Raw genomic sequence first — 16382 nt, 5'->3', positions numbered from 1 at the left:
ATCCAGGAGTGGACGGCGGTTTGAGCATACCGGGGGTTGAGGGGCGTGAGGAGGGAGACTATTCGACTTGGGTCACCGCGCCTTCGGCCGCGGATGACACTAGTGCCGCATACTTTGCGAATACACCGCGGGTGAAGCGCTTCGGCGGAGCGACATAAGCCTGGAGACGACTCGTGATTTCGTCGTCACTCAGCTCCACTGACAGTAGATTTTGGTCGGTGTCGATCACCACCACGTCGCCGTCCTTCAGGGCGGCAATCGGGCCGCGGACCACGGCCTCGGGGGCTACGTGTCCAATCATTAGCCCGCGCGTTGCGCCGCTGAAACGTCCATCCGTGATCAGCGCCACGTCCTCGCCCAGGCCCTGACCCACGAGCGCTGCGGTCACACCCAGCATTTCGCGCATCCCAGGGCCACCTTTGGGTCCTTCGTGACGGATCACGACGACGTCTCCCGCCTGCACCTTACGCGCCTCCACGGCGGCGAACGCATCTTCCTCGCACTCGAAGACTCGTGCTGGCCCGCGGTGCTGCGTGCGCTCGTGGCCGGCCATCTTCACGACCGCGCCCTCGGGAGCGAGGTTGCCCTTCAAGATCACCAGCCCGCCCGTTTCCTTGAAGGGCTTCTCTGCGGAAGCGATCACGGTCTGCCCGGGAGTCTCCTGCGCCTTCTCGCCTTCTTCAGCCAAGGTGTGGTCGCTGACGGTCTTGGCGCTACCGTCGATTAGCTTGCCGTCCACCAGGCGCTTGGCGACCAAGCGCGTGCCACCGGCCTTGTGCAAGTCGAACGCCGTGAACTGACCGCCAGGCATCAGATCCGTGATGATCGGCGTGCGCTTGGAGATCGCCATGAAGTCGTCGATGCTGAGCTCGACGCCGGCTTCCCGTGCGATGGCCAAGAAGTGCAGCACGGCGTTGGTCGAGCCGCCGGTTGCCGCGACGGACGCGATGGCGTTCTCAATCGAGGTGCGGTTGACGATGTCGCTGGGCTTCACGCCTTCGTGCAAGAGGCGCATCACGCGCCGGCCAGCTTCGCGCGCCGCTTCGTCTCGCTCTGCGACGCTCGCCGGCACGCCGCTGCCAAAGGCTGCAAGGCCCAGGAACTCCATCGCCATCGCCATGGTGTTCGCCGTGTACTGTCCACCGCAGGCTCCGGCTCCGGGGCAAGCCTTCTGTGTGATCTCGTCGAGCTCCTTGTCGCTCATCTTGCCGGCGCTGTGGCGGCCCACGGCCTCGAAGACGTTCTGAATCGTGACGTCGATGCCGTTGTGTTTCCCTGGGGCAATTGAACCGCTGTACAGCACGACGCTCGGCAGGTCGAGGCGGATCAGGCCCATGGCAGAGCCGGGGATGGTCTTGTCGCAACCAACGATCGCCACCATGGCGTCGAAGCGGCAACCGTGCCCCATCAGCTCGAGGCTGTCGGCGATCACCTCACGGCTGATGAGCGAGGCCTTCATGGCCTGGCTGCCCATCGACACGCCGTCGCTCACGCTGATGGTGTTGAACTCCATCGGCGTGCCGCCCGCTTCGCGTACACCTTCCTTCACCAGCTCGGCCAGGTGGCGGTGGTTGTAGTTGCACGGCATGGTCTCGGTCCAGCAGGTGGCCACGCCAACCAGCGGCTTCTTCAGGTCCGCGTCGCTGAAGCCGATGGCATGCAGCATCGCGCGGGAAGGCGCCCGAGACGGGCCATCGAGCAGGGTACGGCTCTTTTCGCGAGGATCGTGGGTCATGATGTCTCCGTGGGGCACCGCTTTGGTGCCGCAACTCTTGCGCGGTGAGGCTCACCGCCAAAGGCTCTCGAGCGCTGGGCGCGAGTCAGTGGGCGCCGCTCTTGGTAGCGCAGCGGAAGCCGACGTCTACCTCGCGGTAGATCGGCGGCCGCGACTCTCGGCGCTTGCCCCTGAGCTCTTCGGGCTTTTTGCTCTTCCAGCTGCCGCCGCGCACGCTGTAGTCCTCGCCGCTGGCCGCAGCTTTCGCGTAGGGCGCATAGCTGGTGCTGGTCCACTCGTTCAGGTTGCCCACGATGTCGTAGACGCCGGACACTTGCGGCGGCAGCGACTTGACGGGGCAGGGACCATCCGCCTTGTTCCAGCAAGCGTTGTTCGCGTCTGGCGCTTTATTGCCCCACGGAAATTCAAGGCGGTCCTCGCCGCCGGTGGCGAGCCACTCCATCTCTGTTTCGCTGGGCAGGCGCTGGCCCTTCCACTTGCAGAAGCGCTCGGCGTCGTCGTGGCTGACGCAGTTGACGGGTAGATCTTGCTTCTCTTCCAGGTTCTTGGCGAAGCGCGCGGTGCAGAGCGTGCTGCGCTGCTCGACGGCGGCGGCGCTGAGCTTCTCTTCGGTTTGGATGCTCTCCGGCGGCGCGTCGCAGATGTCGTTGGCTACGCAGGCTTTGTAGGCCTTGAGGTTGACCTCGGTCGCGTCGATGCAAAACGCCTCGACCTTCACTTCGCTTTGCGGTTGCTCATCGGGTCGACCTTGGCCTTTTGGTGAGCCTTGGCGGAGTGTGCCGCCTTCGATGGCCACCATGCCCGGCGGACAGTCGCCTTGAGACGGATCGCTCGGCGGGGCGTCGACGGGTTCGGCGGACTCCGTGGGTGCCGCGATGGGCTTGGCCGCTGTCGTCGGCTTCGGTGGAGGCGCTGCGGGTGTGGGCTCGCTGCCGCCGCAGGCGGTGAACGCAGTGAACGCGGCTGCCAAAGCCGCCAGCGAGCCGAGTGCCTGTGCGCGTCCAAACAGGGTGGTCACGGCCGCGTACTTTGCGGAGTCGCCTGCGTTGGGGTCAAGCGCTGGCGTGCAGTTTGGTGCAGGCTGGCGCGGATTCTTCAACGCCGTTCCTCACCCCCAAAATCCGCTCAGGCAGCTGAAGATCCAGGGAAAATCCTTGCGGAACGTGAATTGCTAGCAAACTCGGCCGTATAACCCAGGGTTGAAACTCGTTGGTCGTCGCTCCAAGGTTGGCCCGCCGACGAGGGATCTGGCAGAGCCAAGCGGGCGCATTTTTTCGGCGCCCGAGGCGTGAGCAAGAGGCCCCCTCGGCTCCGAAGCAAGTCATGCGAATTCGTGCCTGGATTGGATTGATATTGGTGGCGCTGCTGCTGTCCGGCAGCAGCCTGGCGGCGCCCAAGACCCACGTCGTCGAGAAGGGGCACTCGCTGTGGTCCATCGCCCGTCGCTATGGCGTGACGGTGACCGCGCTGCGCGCGAAGAACCACCTGAAGAAGGGGGACGCGCTGCAGATTGGTCAGCGCCTCGAGATCCCGCCGAAGGACTGGAAGCCCGATGGCTCGGAGCCTTCGAAAGACGACGACACCAAGGACGAGAAGCCGTCGCGCAGCAGCAAAAGTCCCGACTGGGTGAACGCCAAGCCTGCACCGGAGACGCAGACGCAGAAGACGGCGAAGGAGCGCGGCGTGAACCCGTGCAACACGCCGGATCCGGGTTGGGGCACGTACACTCGCTGGGATCGCGCCCCCAGTATCGGGCAGATGATCATGCCCGAGCGCGGCGGTGTCTCCAGGAGCGGCGCGTTCGACGTGATGATCCACTTCCACGGTCACGAGCCGGTGCGCAAAGAGTGGGTCAAGGTGATGAACGGCACCGTGCTGGTGGGTATCGACCTCGGCATTGGTTCGGGCCCTTACGAGGCGACCTTCCGCTCGCCTGCCGCCTTCAAGGCGCTGCTCGCCTCGATCGAGAAGGGCGTGGCGGAGCACTCAGGCAACAAGAAGGCTCACATTCGCAAGCTGGGTCTTTCCGCATGGAGTGCCGGGTACGGCGCCGTCGAGTCGATCCTGCGTATCCCTGAGTACGCGAAGAGCGTGGATAGCGTCGTGCTGCTCGATGGATTGCACTCGGCGAACACCGAGCCGATGAAGAGCAAGCAGCTCGACCCCTTCGTCGACTTTGCGAAGCAGGCCGCGCGCCGCCGCAAGTTCATGTTCGTCTCCCACTCGTCGATTATTCCGCCGGGATACGCGTCGACGACCGAGACCATGCATTTCTTGGTCAACGAGCTCGGCGGCAAGCCGCGCAAGGGTCGCCCGCGCAAGAGCGACCCGATGGGCCTCGACTTGATCGACCGCTACGACCGCGGTTTCTTTCATGAGCGCGGCTACAGCGGCAACGACAAGATGGACCACTGCGCGCACATCGGGCTCTACAAGGATGTGCTCAAGGTCCACATCAAGCGGCGCTGGAATAGCCCTCGGGGCTACGCGGCCAAAGCGACGCGAGCGAAGAAGTAAGGGCGACGCGAGGGATCAACCGGCGCTCGCTTGGCGCCGGTCGACGGCGAACCTACATCGTCGCCGCCCCGCGTCAGCACTCGTAGACCTGGACCTCCCCAAGGCGTTGGTGGTCGCCCTGGCGTTGCCAGTAGCAAAACAGCCGGCCCGACATGAAGAGCACCGCCAGTTCGACGGGCAGCCCTTCCGCCTGGGCGTAGCCAAAGAATGGGTCCTTTTCCAACCAGTTCCAGTTCATGCCTGGGAGATCGGTTTTGCGTGCCAACTCTTGAGGACTAGCCCAGCTTTGTTTGCCTGAAAGCTTAAGGCCTGAAGAAAGCGCACGTAGGCGCTCAAGGTTTGGGCGAGGCGCGCTGCAGCGAATTCGGCCTCTTCAGGCGCGATTGACCTCGCATGGGGTTCACTGGCGGTTCATGGGGGGAGGCTGCCAGGTGCCAGCGCGCATTGCCGCGAGGCAACGCAGCTTCGTGAGGCGCGCTACGGCAAACGCGAGCAACGGGCAAACCCAAGAGCTTTCGAGCGGATGGGTCGAATGGCGCACCCATGCAATCGCTCTCCTCGTCGCTGTTTCCGACTGCCTGTTTCCTCTTTCTGCTCTTGGCTGGGTGTGCACCGACTCGACCTTCAGCAGCCGGCGGGATCCGTGATGCGACCGGAGCCCAGTGTAGCGACGTAGACGCCGAGCCACAGGCGGCAACGGACAGCCAGCGTGTGTTCTCCGCGGACTTCGAGAGCACCCAAGGCTGGGATCTCCGGGGAGCTACTGCTGACACCGCCGTCAAGCGCTCCGGCAAAGCCAGCGTATCCATGCGGCAAGGAGCTGGAGAGTTCGCGAAAGTCGGGCGCGCCCTCGACGCCTCGCAGCTGCGCGGGCGACGCATTCACATCCGCGCGTGGTTGAAGTCCAAGGATGTGAGCGGCGGATGGGTTGGCCTGTTCGTGTACGTCGCTCGCGACAAGCAGCGCCTCTTCAGCGACAACATGCAGGGTCGGGGACTGACGGGGACGACGGATTGGACTCAGGCGGAGATCGCTGCGGACATCCCTTGGGACGCGACCAGCGTGACGGTGGGTGCGCTCAGCGCGGGAGAGGGCGAAGGCTGGATAGACGACCTTGAAGTCGTGTCCTCGCTCTTCGGTGCGCCGATTGAGCTCAAGGGCCGAGTCACCGACAAGCAGGGTAAGCCGGTGGGCGGTGCCTGGATCACCGCGGCGCGCTCCATGCGGCGAGATGCGGTGGTCTTGGCGCGTACGAACGCGAAAGGCGACTACAGCCTGGAGGTGCCAATCGGGAACTACGGGTTGACCGTCACGGCGCCTCGTCACTTCGCGGTCCAGCGCACCAAGCAGGAGCTTGTCTCCGATCGCCGGATCGACTTTCAGCTCGCAGGGGACGAGGGGCTACACCTGCAAGGAAAAGTGACGAGTGAGCTCGGCGCCGGTGCGGAGCTGGACTGTGTGCGAGCCAGCTGGGAGCTTGCCATCTACCATATCCATACGGATAGTGATGGGAGCTACAACCTGACGTTGCCCCGGGGTGACTACGCTTGTAGTGCGACACAGGGTGACGCGCGCTCTGAGATCGCCTTCATTGCTGAGCAGCCGAGCGCCGTGCGGGATTTCAAGGTCGTCGCCAAACAACCCGTGCCGGACGCGGTGGTCGACTGGCTGCGCGAGAGCGCCGTCCCGCTGCGCACCTGGCGCACGGGACACGGCTTCTCCGATATGAAGCCGTTGGCGAAGCTCGTAAAAGGCGCGGAGGTCGTGGCGCTCGGGGAAGCGACCCACGGCAGCCAGGAGTTCTATCAAGCGAAGGGGCGGCTCTTGGAGTACCTAGTCGCCGAACACGGCTTCTCCGTGTTGACCTTCGAGGCGAACTGGCCAGAGTCCGAAGCGCTGGAGCACTACGTGCTCACCGGCCAAGGGGATCCGCGTACGGCGCTCAAGCGCCTCAAGTACTTCATGTGGGAGACCGAGGAGGCGCTCGAGGTCGTCGAGTGGATGCGTGCCTGGAACGCCAAGCACCCGCGAAAGGTGCGATTGATTGGCGTGGATGTGTACCTCACCGAGGGGTCAGCCGCGCGTGTCGTTCAGTTCTTGTCTCAGGTGGATGCGGAGTTCCTGGCGTCGAAGCGCAAGCTGCTCTCGCGCCTCCAGAGTGAGCCGTTCGAGCAAGAGGATCTGAGTGTTGAAGGCACGCTGACCGCACTCGGCGAAATCACCAGCGGTTTGGATGAGCGCCGTGCAGCTTACGTTGGGGCTTCGAGCGAGCGCGCCTGGGGTGAAGCGCGTCACGCAGCGGACCTCTTGCTGTGGGCCTACGAAGCGCGCAAGGATCCGACTGCTCGAGAACGTGGCATGGCGAGTTCGGTCGATTGGGCCCTGGCTCAAGCAGGGCCCAATGCCAAGGCGGTGTACTGGGCGCACAACGCCCATATCGAGCGCGTCAGCGCGTTGACCAAGCGTACGGGTAATTTCCTCGCGGAACGAAAAGGTGCGCGCTACCGGGCGATTGGGGCGCTCTTCGGCGGGGGCAGCTTCCGCGCTGGTGACTGGACCGGTAGTCGCTCCCATGACGAGCGCACCTTCAGCATTGGACCTCCACCCCTGGGCTCGATCGAGTCGGCGTTTACGCGCGCCGGCTGGCCCCTCGCAGTGGTCGACTTGCGAAAGCCAGCGGGCACGGCAGCACAGCGGGACGCAGCGACAGCGTGGCTTGCTCACCCCCAAACCATGCGTGAGATCGGCGGCGCGTTCGTCTCCGAGGAGGCGATGCAGGACGATGTCCTCCTCGGCCAACGCTTTGATGGGGTCTACTTCGTGCAGACGACCCGGGAAGCTACTGTGCTCAAGTGAGTGATTCGGCCGTGCGGCTTCTCAACGCGAGTCTCAGAGTGGCGTCAGCTTGCGGATGCGATCCTTGTGGGAGATCTCGACGATCTCGTTCCGCTTGCCTTCAGGGAAGCGATAGCGCCCGAAGTGAGTCGTGAACACGCTGACGTCGCTGTTGTTGACAGCGGTGACGGTGCGGCAGTCGGAGACGAGGCCGTCGTACATCCGGTTGCCCATCTGCACCTGGCCGAGCTTCACGTCGCACACGTCATACAGCGTCCACTGCACGGGGTGTGACGAGAACCAGCTCGACTGCGATGCGTTGACCTTGTCGCGACCCATCTGCGCGCCGTCGAAGATCAGCCACTCCGCCCAGTACTTGGAGAGGTTCGCTGCGCTCTTGCTATTGAAGGCCTGCTCGAAGCCGAGCTGATCGGCGTGAGACACCTTCATGAAGGCGCTGTTCTTGTTGCCGGTGCGGATACCGATCGCGCGCTCGCAGCAGAGCGCCATGCGGGAGTCCGAGCGCTCGCTGGCGATCGTTTCCGCGCGGCTATCACAGCCGCCACCGCCCCGAGTAACCACCGACGTTCCGTTGGCCCAGCTGGCGGTCCAGCTGCTGTAGGTTCCGACGGCCGGGTTCGCGGCGCAGGCTTTGATGTACTGAGTCTCCGTGCACAGCGAGAGGCCCTGGCTCGAGCAGCTCTGGGCGGCCTCCACGAAGTTCTTGCTCTGGTCCCCCCCGTTGCGTTGCGCGGCGAAGCCTGGAGTCCAAACACCGTTGGATGCCTCACCTTCGCCTACCTGAAAGCGTGAGATGGTAGGGATCTGTGGTGGAGCAGGCGCCGCGGGCTGAGGCGCTGCCTGGGGCTGAGCTGGAGCTTGCGGCTGTGGTTGCGCTTGGGCCACCGGCTGAGCAGGGACTTGTGGCTGCGGCTGCTCGGCGGCTGCTGGAACCTGCGGATTCGCAGGCGCAGGGGGTGACTCGTCCTTGCCCTTACAAGCGAGCAGCGCAAGGCCTAGGCCAAGTAACCCAACTAATGCAGTGTGCATCTCACGATTTGCAGCCATTACCCTGAGGATACACCAGCTCACTCAGCGATGGAGCGCAAAACGCCTCGAAGTTTTTCGATCGCAGCGAGCTGCTAGTCTTGCTGCTTTTTAGATCAAGCCTTTCAGCCTTGCTCTGTTTTTAGATCAAGCCTTTCAGGCGTGCTCTGCGTACGGCTTCGTTGCGGCTTGTGGCGTGGAGCTTTTCGTACACCTTCTTGATGTGGGAGTGCACGGTATGTGGACTTAGGTTGAGTTCCTGAGCGGCGTCCTTGTAGGTGTAGCCCCGCTCGAGCAGTGCGAGCACGTCCCGCTCGCGGGCGGTGAGCAGGTAGTCCTCGGCGACGATGTTTTCATTTTGAAACACGCGAATCACCGAGCGTGCGATGCGTGGGCTCATCGGCGCTCCGCCGGCGGCCAAGTCGAAGATAGCCTCGACCAACTCTTCGGGTGACGCGCCTTTGAGGATGTATCCGGTCGCGCCGGCACGCACTGCCGCGAACACCACGTCGCGTGCTTCGGAGACGGTGTGAGCCATCACCTCGATTGCAGGTCGTCGCGCCTTGATGGCGGTGATCAGCTCGGGACCACCAATGTCTGGCAGCTCGAGGTCCACGAGCACCACGTCGGGACTGAGCGCTTCGAGCGCCTCGAGCAGTGGCCGCCCTTCGCCAAAGCCTTCAACGAGCTCGAGAGGGGGCGCGTTCGACAGTACGTCGACGAGGGTCTCGCGGTAGCTCGGGTCGTCCTCGACGAGCGCAAGCCGCAAGGCAGGTCGGGCTTCAGCTGTCACTGCGCTTTCACTCCGTTTGTCCTCTCCGCTAGCCCTCTTCGTCAGATCCCTGGTTCTCAGCATACTGGATCGGAAGTGGGATCGAGAGCGTCAGCCGCGCGCGGCGAGACTCGCGGTCCATTTCGAACTCCAAGTCGCCACCGAGCTCCGCGGCGCGAGCGCGCATACTGCCCATGCCGGCGCCCAAGTTCACGCCCGGAGCCGCGTCGCTCGCAGTTCCTTCGGCTGTCCCGTCGTTGATGACCTCCAGGCGCAGGTGTGAGTCGTCGACCTCGAGCGCGACCGTAAGGCGTGGCTCCTCGCTGTGCTTGCTGACGTTCGTCAGCGCCTCTTGCAGCACGCGCAGCACCTGAACGTAGAGGAACGCACCCGGCGGCTCACTGGCCTTCACGTCGACCCGCACGCTCGCGCTGCCACCGGTTACTTGCACACAGCGCTGGGCGCCCAAGCGGATTTGCGCCTCGAGTTCACTCCAGGCGACTTCCTCACTGTCGAGGGCCTGCATCAGGTTACGGATCTCGCGGTTGCCTTCCTCTGCGAGGGCGCGAATCGTCGGCAGTGGATCCTTCTTCTTCGGTGCAGCGGAGAGCATGGAAATCGTGGTGGTGATGCGGCCCAGGCCATCATGCAAATCCCGCAGGAGCAACGTGCGTTCCCGCGCGGTAGCGATAGCCTCTGCTGCAAAGGCGTCGCGCTCGGCCCTGAGTGCGGCCAAGCGCCGCTGCAGTACGGCGCCGCTCGCGACGAACAGCCCAAAGGAACCCAAGTGCGCCGTGGTGTCGCCGCTCGCGATCACACCCAGGCTGAGCAGCAGGTCGCGCACCGAGAACGCAGCCACGACCACCAAGCCGACTCCCCAGATCTGCGCCTCGCGTACTCCACGCAGCGCTTGGCGCGCGACCACCGCCATGACCAAGGCCCACTCCGCCAAGTAGAGCACCCTCACCCCCGCCAAGAAGGGATTGGAGAGCTTGGTCGACACGTTCAGGAAGAGCAGGAGCAAACCACCCGCCGCCGCAAGCACGTTCACCGGTAGCAAACGCCACACCCAGCGTTCGTCTGGCGCGAAGGTCGCAGCGAAGAACAGCATGAAGCCGACACCCGTGCCTCCAAGCCCGGTCGCCCAAAGCGTCAGCCAGAGCTCTGGGCTCGGTAACAACAGATCGCGGATCTGCGTGTAGAACGCCGACCATAGCCCTGTGGAAATGAGCCAGATGCCGAAGCCGAGGAAGGCGCGCCGATCCACGCCGCGCAGCGCTACGCCCAAAGCGGCAAAGCCACCTAGCAAGAAGACGACGATCAGCGCAGCGCGCAGCGCGTCTCGTCGGAGCATGCCCTGCATCAGCTCCTGAGGCTTGCCGACGCGTACCTCACCCCGCAGGCCGGTCTTCGAGTAGTCGCTCTCGATGCGCAGGCGGAGCCAGCGCCCGCCTCCAGTCTCCGGGAGCTCGATCAGGTGAAAGGCCCTCGCGCTCGCGAGTTCGCTCTCGTCCGCCGCGAGCGTGCTTGCCCCGAGGTACGCCGCGAACTTCGTATGCACTGGAGGTAGCAAGACACTTTGCCCTGCGGAATCTGCTGGTAGTTCGACCGCCACCCAGACGAAGCGCGACTGCTGATTCGGGATCTGCCGCGGCATCATCACGCTCCGCCAAGGCGGCTTTCCTTGGGCGAGCCACGCGCCGTCGTCTTCTTGAAACGAGTAGTAGTAGGGTCCGTGCACGACCTCTGCCCACGCCGCGCTCACCCACAGGACGCTGAGCAGCACGCCAAGCGCCGCGACCCACCACGCGCGTCCGCGTCGCCCCACCACGCCACGCACGGTAACCCGACCTCGCCCAACTCGCTGGGTTCGGCGTCGCATTTGGGGGTGAGGTCAGGCGCAGCCGGCGCGAAAATCACCAAGCAGCCAGGTGCCCAGAGCGCCGACACAGCGCCAAATTCAGCCAAAAACCCAGGTGCCAGCGCGCCCCCCTTGAGCACCCGCAGATCTCCGACTAGGTTTCGCCCCCTCGCACGAGTGGCGGAATTGGCAGACGCGCCGGATTTAGGTTCCGGTGCCGCAAGGCGTGGGGGTTCAAGTCCCTCCTCGTGCACAACTCAAGGCAGCGTGGCGGCGACATCGCTGCCCGCAGGCGCCTGCAGGATCGGGCCTTGGCCTAACTGGAGACTCCAGTGAGTGGCGGCACAGTCGCTTGGCGACGTCGCTCGGCGCTGAAGAGCCGGGGACAAGTCCTAGTCTTTGTTCGCTGACGGGCTGACCGGCGTCGCTCCGATTGTCCGGTCAAGGTGACTCACGGCTGGTCGAGTCACCTTACGGAGGTCGCTGAGTGTTTGCGATTTGAGGAGCGGGACTCGAGCCTTCGGCCGAGTCCGGGTGTGTTGGGTTGCGGTGCGGTGCCGCGTGGGTGGAGTCGCGGCGTGCTGCGAATTGAGGAGCGGGACTCGAGCCCTCGGTGCGTTTAGTTACCGTGGGCTGCTCACGGCCTCCGTGCGAATCCAAGGTCTATCGTTCGAGCAGAGAACGAAGTTCGCCGTCAACTTCTGCTAGGCGTGCGCGTTGAATCTTCGAGCGTGCCGCGAGCGCGTTCAGGGAGCTTACCTCATCAACCGTTAGCGGCTTTCCCAGGCACTCCCGACGAGTCTCAGGGTAGTTGTCGCGTAATTCGATATCGGTGTTCGTCAGAGCTGCGTCAAGCGGCTTGAGCCATCAAGGTGGTTGTCGCTGCTGAGGGGTTGAGCGTTACGGGGCCTGCGGGCTGGCAGTTGCGGATGCGGCGAGCCCAGCGCTCAGGGTGCCGCTTGCGTGCTGCTTCATAGGTCCGCTGCCGGTGCCGGAGAATCGCTCGTTCGTCGCCGTTGTGCCTCGCGGCAGGCGTGATCCAGTTCAGTGCGCTGTGACGGTGCTCGTTGTTGTACCAGCGTACGAAGGCGTCGACCCAACATGTGCTTCCTCGAGGCAATGGAATGGCCCTCTAGGGTAGCCCACGCGAGCTTTCATCGTCCCGAAGAGCGACTCGACGAAGGGGTTGTCGTCGCTGGTTCGTGGACGGCTGTAGGAGGTCAGCACGCCAAGGCGCTCCAATGTGGCCTTCAGAATCGCGCCTTTCATCGGGCCGCCGTTGTCGGAGTGCAGGACGACTTGGTCGGGACGCAATCCTTCTTTGCGTTGCACCGCGGAAAAGAGTTCAGCGGCCAGTTCGTCACTCTCCTGGTCATAGACTTTCGCCGCGACGATGCGACGGCTGAAGATGTCGGTGACGAGGTAGAGGTAGTAGAAGATGCCTCTAATTGGCGACTTCAGGTACGTAATGTCCCAGCAGTAGACCTGGTTCGGTGCGTCGGCGACGAGTTCATCGGGCTTCTTGTGGCGGCGAGGGCGGGTGTTCTCGCGATGGTGTTGAAGCTTGTACGCGTGTGTCAGTGATCACGGCAACGCGTGGCGGATCGGTGAAAGCCGCGGCTTCGTGATCGCACGCGTTCACCGTTCACCGATCGGGTTCTGGGCCGGCACCGCGGGCCCAGGGCACGCTTACGTTCGCCGAAATTAGCGAAGGCCCTAGAGGTAACGACTCTGGGCCTTCTGGGGTCTCCGGCTTTGGCTAGTACGGAGGCAGGCAAGATGCCCAAGGCCGGAGCTCCATGTCCAGAAATCGGCGACATGGGGAGCTTTGGCTGGCTACGAGTACCGGCTTTTCAGCTGCGCGGTTTGCGGGACGGTGGAGCGCCTCTGTGGGCGATGCGATCGCGGTCAGCGGTTGTGTCCGGCCTGCGCGGTGAGGCAGCGGCAGGCTTCGCTGCGGCGAGCGGGTAGCCGGTACCAGCGGACGCCACGCGGGAGGCGCCTGCACGCGGCCCGGCAACAGCGCCTTCGTGACCGGAGGGCCAAATTTACCGCGCAGAAAGTGACGCATCAGGCCGTGACACAAGGTCTGGTTCAACAGACGTCGTGGACTCAGCCGGAAGCGTCCGGCGGAAAGGAAGTCCATGACGAGTCAGCTATCCAGGTGGCCCGCTGTTCGCGTTGTCGAGCACCTCTCCCGATCTGGGCGAGAGTCGGTCCCCAAACACGTCGTCCTCGGCGGTGCAGTCAGCGCAGGCCCAGGCCGCCACGAGGCCCCCCAGGCTAGGGAGGTGCAGAGGTGATCCCCAAGGAAAAGGAGGCCGAGGTTCTGCGGCTGTTTCGCATTGAAAAGTGGCCGATCGGCACCATCGCTACCCAGCTCCGGCTACATCACACCACGGTCCAACGCGTGCTCAAGCAGACCGGCGAGGAGGAGCGAGTCATCGCTCCAAGACCATCCATGGTCGAGCCCTTTTTGCCGTTCATTGCTGAGCAGCTGGAGAAGTACCCCCGCCTTCGAGCCAGCCGCCTCTACACGATGGTCAAAGAGCGCGGCTACCCCGGCGGGCCCGATCACTTTCGACGTCTAGTGGGGCGGCTACGTCCTAAGCGAGCCGCCGAGGCGTTTCAACGCCTCAAGACGCTTCCCGGCGAGCAAGCGCAGGTGGACTGGGCGCATTTCGGAAAGCTCCAGGTGGGTCGGGCGATGCGCACGCTGTGGGCCTTCGTAATGGTGCTCAGCTACTCGCGCCGCGTATTCCTGCGCTTCATGCCTGGGGCCTCCATGCCCTTCTTTCTGCGCGGGCACGTCGAGGCATTCGCAGAGTTCGGTGGGGTGCCGCGAGTCCTGCTGTACGACAACTTGAAGAGCGCCGTGCTTGCCCGCCATGGCGATGCCGTGCAGTTCAATCCACGCCTGCTCGAGCTCGCCACGCACTACTGCTTCGAGCCGCGCCCCGTGGCGGTCGCGCGCGGAAACGAGAAGGGGCGAGTCGAGCGAGCGATTCGCTACGTCCGCGACAGCTTTTTCGCCGCGCGGGAGTTCAAGGACCTCGCCGACCTCAATCACCAGGCAGACGACTGGACAGCCACGACTTCGATGGCTCGCAAGTGGGTCGAGGACAAGGAGCGCACCGTCGGCGAAGCCTTCGACGACGAGAGATCCTCACTGCTCAAGCTGCCGGACGAGCATTTTCCGGCGCTGGAGCGCGTCGAGGTGGAAGTCGGCAAGACCCCCTATGTGCGATTTGACCTCAACGACTACTCCGTGCCCCACGACCGCGTGCGTCGCACGCTCGTCGTCCTGGCCGACCTCGAAGTCGTCCGCGTCGTCGACGGGCAGGACGTCGTGGCGCTGCACACCCGCAGTTGGGATCGCGGCCAGCAAGTCGAAGACCCAGCGCACGTGCAACGACTCATCGAGGAGAAACGTGCGGCTCGCAAACACCGCGGCATGGATCGCCTGACCCACGCCATCCCCAGCGCTGAAGCCTTTCTCCGCATCCTTGCGGATAGAGGAGGAAACCTCGGGTCTGCCACACAAGCTCTGCTTCGAGTGCTCGATACGTCCAGCGCGGCAGAGCTGGAGGAGGCGTTCGTCGAAGCACTTGAGCGCGATGCCATCCAGGTCGGCGCCGTTCGACAGATCCTCGATCGACGACGCTCGAATCGTGGCCTACCGCCACCCGTCTCCATCCCGCTTGCAAAAGGACCCATCGCAAACCTGATCATCAAACCCCATGCGCTCTCCACCTACGACACCCTCAAGGAACAACCCGATGACTGACTATTCTCCCGAGGAAATGAAAGCTCAACTCAAGGCGCTCGGCTTGTTCGGGCTCTGCGCCTGCTGGGACCAAATCGCAGACAAACCCTGGCTACGAGAAGTGCTCGAAATCGAGGAGCGAGAGCGGCGAAAGCGGAGCCTCGAGCGAAGACTTCGAAACGCGCGCATCCCAGCGTTCAAGAGCATGGCGGACTTCGACTGGACTTGGCCAAAGAAGATCGACCGCGAAGCCATCGATGAGCTGCTCAGCCTCTCGCTGCTAACGACAGGGCACAACGTGGTGATCGCCGGCCCGAATGGAGTCGGCAAGACGATGATCCTGAGAAACGTAGCGCACCAGGCCGTCGTGCACGGACACACCGTACGCACCACGTCGGCGAGCGACATGCTCGCGGACCTCGCCGCTCAAGACTCCGCAGCGGCGCTCGGCCGACGCTTGCGCCGCTACACGGTGCCCGCGCTCCTCTGCGTCGATGAAGTCGGCTACCTCTCCTACAACAGCCGCTACGCCGACCTCCTCTTCGAAGTCGTCACGCGCCGCTACGAAGCCCGCAAACCCATCGTTCTCACTACGAACAAGGCGTTTGCGGAGTGGAGTGAGGTGTTCCCGCATGCCGCCTGCGTCGTCACACTCGTCGACCGCCTCACCCATCGGGCGGAAGTGATCGACATTACGGCAGACAGCTACCGCAGCAAGGAATCCAAGGAGGAGAACGTCGCCCGATCCAAGCGACGCCGCACCAAGAAGCCCTGACGCCAACTCGTTCACCGGTGAACTTCACCGCTCTCGCGCGCGCATTTCACCGGTGAACTTCACCGAACTTCCGCGCCTCTTCGCGATCGTCAACACGCGCGCAGCAAGCGATACGCAGTCGCCTCGCTGGCGATGTACTCGCCCCGCTCCGCGAGGGCCGGAATCACCTGCCGAGGCGACAGGTCGCGGAATTCGGGCGAGGTCAGCACCGCGAGCAGGCGCTTCTCCTCTCCCGGAGTCAGCTTGTTCCTCGGCACTGTGTTGGGACCGTGGCGCCCATCCTCACCACCGCCAACTCGTTTCCAGCGCTGCAAGGTGCGTAGGCTCAGGCCGACTACCTGAGCGCAGCGCCTCAGCGTCGCCCCTTTCGCTTGCGCTTCTTCAACGGCGCCGAGGAGGGCGTGTCGCTCATCGGCCTCGTGTCGGCGCCCTTTTCCGCCCACAAGGCCTTCACTTTTCCCTGAAGCACTAGGAGCGCAGCGGTCTCCGCGAGCGCCTTCTCCTTGCGCTGAAGCTCCTTCTCGAGCCTCTGAATCTCTTTCCGCGCGGCTGCCTCCGGAGTGGTGGCGCGACGAGGCTTGGAGAACCCTTCACGCATCATTGCGCGCCACTGTCGCAAGTGCTCCTCCTTCAAGCCCTTGCGGCGTAACCACACTCCGAGGTCAGCGTCATCAACCGCCGCCGCCTCGACCACTGCGTTGAACTTCTCTTCCGCCGTCCAGTCCTCAGGACGACGCTCAGGCTCTGGTTGCTCTGTCTCGTCGCTCACATCGAACAGGCTAGCGGCCTCACGCTTCCACCGCGAGAGCGTCGGCTGCGACACGCCAACCTCCTGCGAAAGCGCGTAGGCAGAAGGACCGCCTCGCCGCAGCATGCGCTCCACCATGCGAGCCTTGAATCGCTCGCTGTATTGAATCGTCATCGGTCATGTCCTGACCGCCCCCAGAGGTTGCACGAGTACTCAGCCGATCAGCTGAGGGTGACAACTTCCCTGAGACTGGGGGGTAGCGCAGATGGCCCGTCGCTACCGAGAGAGCTTTGGGTTCTTCTTCACTGTCCGTGGCCTTGAGCTGA

At 64.0% G+C, this 16382-nt stretch carries 14 protein-coding genes and 1 tRNA gene; 5 read left to right on the top strand and 10 right to left on the bottom strand.

The window, feature by feature from the left end:
• Window positions 1-58: 58 nt before the first annotated feature.
• A complete protein-coding gene (gene ilvD / locus H6718_27470) occupies window positions 59-1735 on the bottom strand; it encodes a dihydroxy-acid dehydratase (GenBank protein ID MCB9589184.1) in 1677 nt (558 codons plus the stop codon).
• A gap of 85 nt (window positions 1736-1820) precedes the next feature.
• Window positions 1821-2834, bottom strand: a complete 1014-nt coding sequence (locus tag H6718_27465; protein MCB9589183.1) for an SUMF1/EgtB/PvdO family nonheme iron enzyme — start codon at window positions 2832-2834, stop codon at window positions 1821-1823.
• Window positions 2835-3058: 224 nt separating this feature from the next.
• Between H6718_27465 and H6718_27460 the strand changes: the two genes are divergently transcribed.
• Complete coding sequence (locus tag H6718_27460) at window positions 3059-4252, top strand: LysM peptidoglycan-binding domain-containing protein (GenBank protein ID MCB9589182.1); 1194 nt, start codon at window positions 3059-3061, stop codon at window positions 4250-4252.
• Between the two features lie 73 nt (window positions 4253-4325).
• Here the strand turns inward: H6718_27460 and H6718_27455 are convergent, their stop codons facing one another.
• Window positions 4326-4517: a hypothetical protein gene (locus tag H6718_27455; GenBank protein ID MCB9589181.1), complete on the bottom strand. Its 192-nt coding sequence runs from the start codon at window positions 4515-4517 to the stop codon at window positions 4326-4328.
• A 278-nt stretch (window positions 4518-4795) separates the two neighbouring features.
• On the opposite strand from H6718_27455, the gene H6718_27450 reads away from it, so the two are divergent.
• On the top strand, window positions 4796-7108 hold the full coding sequence (locus H6718_27450; protein MCB9589180.1) for an erythromycin esterase family protein: 2313 nt from the start codon (window positions 4796-4798) through the stop codon (window positions 7106-7108).
• 33 nt (window positions 7109-7141) lie between these two features.
• Here the strand turns inward: H6718_27450 and H6718_27445 are convergent, their stop codons facing one another.
• The 3 genes from H6718_27445 to H6718_27435 all read right to left on the bottom strand — a co-directional run bounded on the left by H6718_27445 (window position 7142) and on the right by H6718_27435 (window position 10788).
• Window positions 7142-8155, bottom strand: coding sequence for a hypothetical protein (locus H6718_27445; protein ID MCB9589179.1), 1014 nt, complete (start codon window positions 8153-8155; stop codon window positions 7142-7144).
• Window positions 8156-8276: 121 nt separating this feature from the next.
• Window positions 8277-8990 (bottom strand): response regulator transcription factor, encoded by a 714-nt coding sequence (locus H6718_27440; protein ID MCB9589178.1) that lies wholly within the window; start codon window positions 8988-8990, stop codon window positions 8277-8279.
• A complete protein-coding gene (locus tag H6718_27435) occupies window positions 8956-10788 on the bottom strand; it encodes a hypothetical protein (GenBank protein MCB9589177.1) in 1833 nt (610 codons plus the stop codon). The genes H6718_27440 and H6718_27435 overlap by 35 nt, the downstream gene beginning before the upstream one ends.
• Window positions 10789-10938: 150 nt before the next feature.
• On the opposite strand from H6718_27435, the gene H6718_27430 reads away from it, so the two are divergent.
• Window positions 10939-11020 (top strand) — tRNA-Leu (locus tag H6718_27430).
• Between the two features lie 597 nt (window positions 11021-11617).
• On the opposite strand, the gene H6718_27425 is transcribed toward H6718_27430, so the two are convergent.
• Together H6718_27425 and H6718_27420 are read right to left on the bottom strand one after the other, a co-directional pair.
• Entirely contained in the window at window positions 11618-11887 is a 270-nt protein-coding gene (locus H6718_27425; protein MCB9589176.1) for a transposase, read from the bottom strand.
• On the bottom strand, window positions 11812-12348 hold the full coding sequence (locus H6718_27420; protein MCB9589175.1) for a transposase family protein: 537 nt from the start codon (window positions 12346-12348) through the stop codon (window positions 11812-11814). The genes H6718_27425 and H6718_27420 overlap by 76 nt, the downstream gene beginning before the upstream one ends.
• A gap of 718 nt (window positions 12349-13066) precedes the next feature.
• On the opposite strand from H6718_27420, the gene H6718_27415 reads away from it, so the two are divergent.
• Both H6718_27415 and H6718_27410 read left to right on the top strand, forming a co-directional pair.
• Entirely contained in the window at window positions 13067-14554 is a 1488-nt protein-coding gene (locus tag H6718_27415) for an IS21 family transposase (protein MCB9589174.1), read from the top strand.
• Window positions 14547-15308, top strand: coding sequence for an ATP-binding protein (locus H6718_27410; GenBank protein MCB9589173.1), 762 nt, complete (start codon window positions 14547-14549; stop codon window positions 15306-15308). The genes H6718_27415 and H6718_27410 overlap by 8 nt, the downstream gene beginning before the upstream one ends.
• An 89-nt stretch (window positions 15309-15397) precedes the next feature.
• Here H6718_27410 and H6718_27405 read toward each other — a convergent pair whose 3' ends face one another.
• Window positions 15398-15622 carry a helix-turn-helix domain-containing protein gene (locus H6718_27405; protein ID MCB9589172.1) on the bottom strand — a complete coding sequence of 75 codons (225 nt, stop codon included), beginning with the start codon at window positions 15620-15622 and terminating at the stop codon, window positions 15398-15400.
• Between the two features lie 38 nt (window positions 15623-15660).
• The gene (locus tag H6718_27400; protein ID MCB9589171.1) at window positions 15661-16230 is read right to left on the bottom strand and encodes a transposase; all 570 of its coding nucleotides are present in this window, start codon (window positions 16228-16230) and stop codon (window positions 15661-15663) included.
• Between the last annotated feature and the right edge of the window lie 152 nt (window positions 16231-16382).

The sequence above is a fragment of the Polyangiaceae bacterium genome, from assembly GCA_020633205.1.
Lineage (GTDB): Bacteria > Myxococcota_A > Polyangia > Polyangiales > Polyangiaceae > JAHBVY01.
This window is presented reverse-complemented; position numbering and strand designations above follow the sequence as displayed.

What these genes read in the sequence shown, in the direction of transcription:
- H6718_27460 (MCB9589182.1), top strand. Translation starts at nt 3,059, where the DNA reads ATGCGAATTCGTGCCTGGATTGGATTGATATTGGTGGCGCTGCTGCTG.
- H6718_27440 (MCB9589178.1), bottom strand. Translation starts at nt 8,990, where the DNA reads ATGCTGAGAACCAGGGATCTGACGAAGAGGGCTAGCGGAGAGGACAAA.
- ilvD (MCB9589184.1), bottom strand. Translation starts at nt 1,735, where the DNA reads ATGACCCACGATCCTCGCGAAAAGAGCCGTACCCTGCTCGATGGCCCG.
- H6718_27450 (MCB9589180.1), top strand. Translation starts at nt 4,796, where the DNA reads ATGCAATCGCTCTCCTCGTCGCTGTTTCCGACTGCCTGTTTCCTCTTT.
- H6718_27400 (MCB9589171.1), bottom strand. Translation starts at nt 16,230, where the DNA reads ATGACGATTCAATACAGCGAGCGATTCAAGGCTCGCATGGTGGAGCGC.
- H6718_27435 (MCB9589177.1), bottom strand. Translation starts at nt 10,788, where the DNA reads ATGCGACGCCGAACCCAGCGAGTTGGGCGAGGTCGGGTTACCGTGCGT.
- H6718_27445 (MCB9589179.1), bottom strand. Translation starts at nt 8,155, where the DNA reads ATGGCTGCAAATCGTGAGATGCACACTGCATTAGTTGGGTTACTTGGC.
- H6718_27410 (MCB9589173.1), top strand. Translation starts at nt 14,547, where the DNA reads ATGACTGACTATTCTCCCGAGGAAATGAAAGCTCAACTCAAGGCGCTC.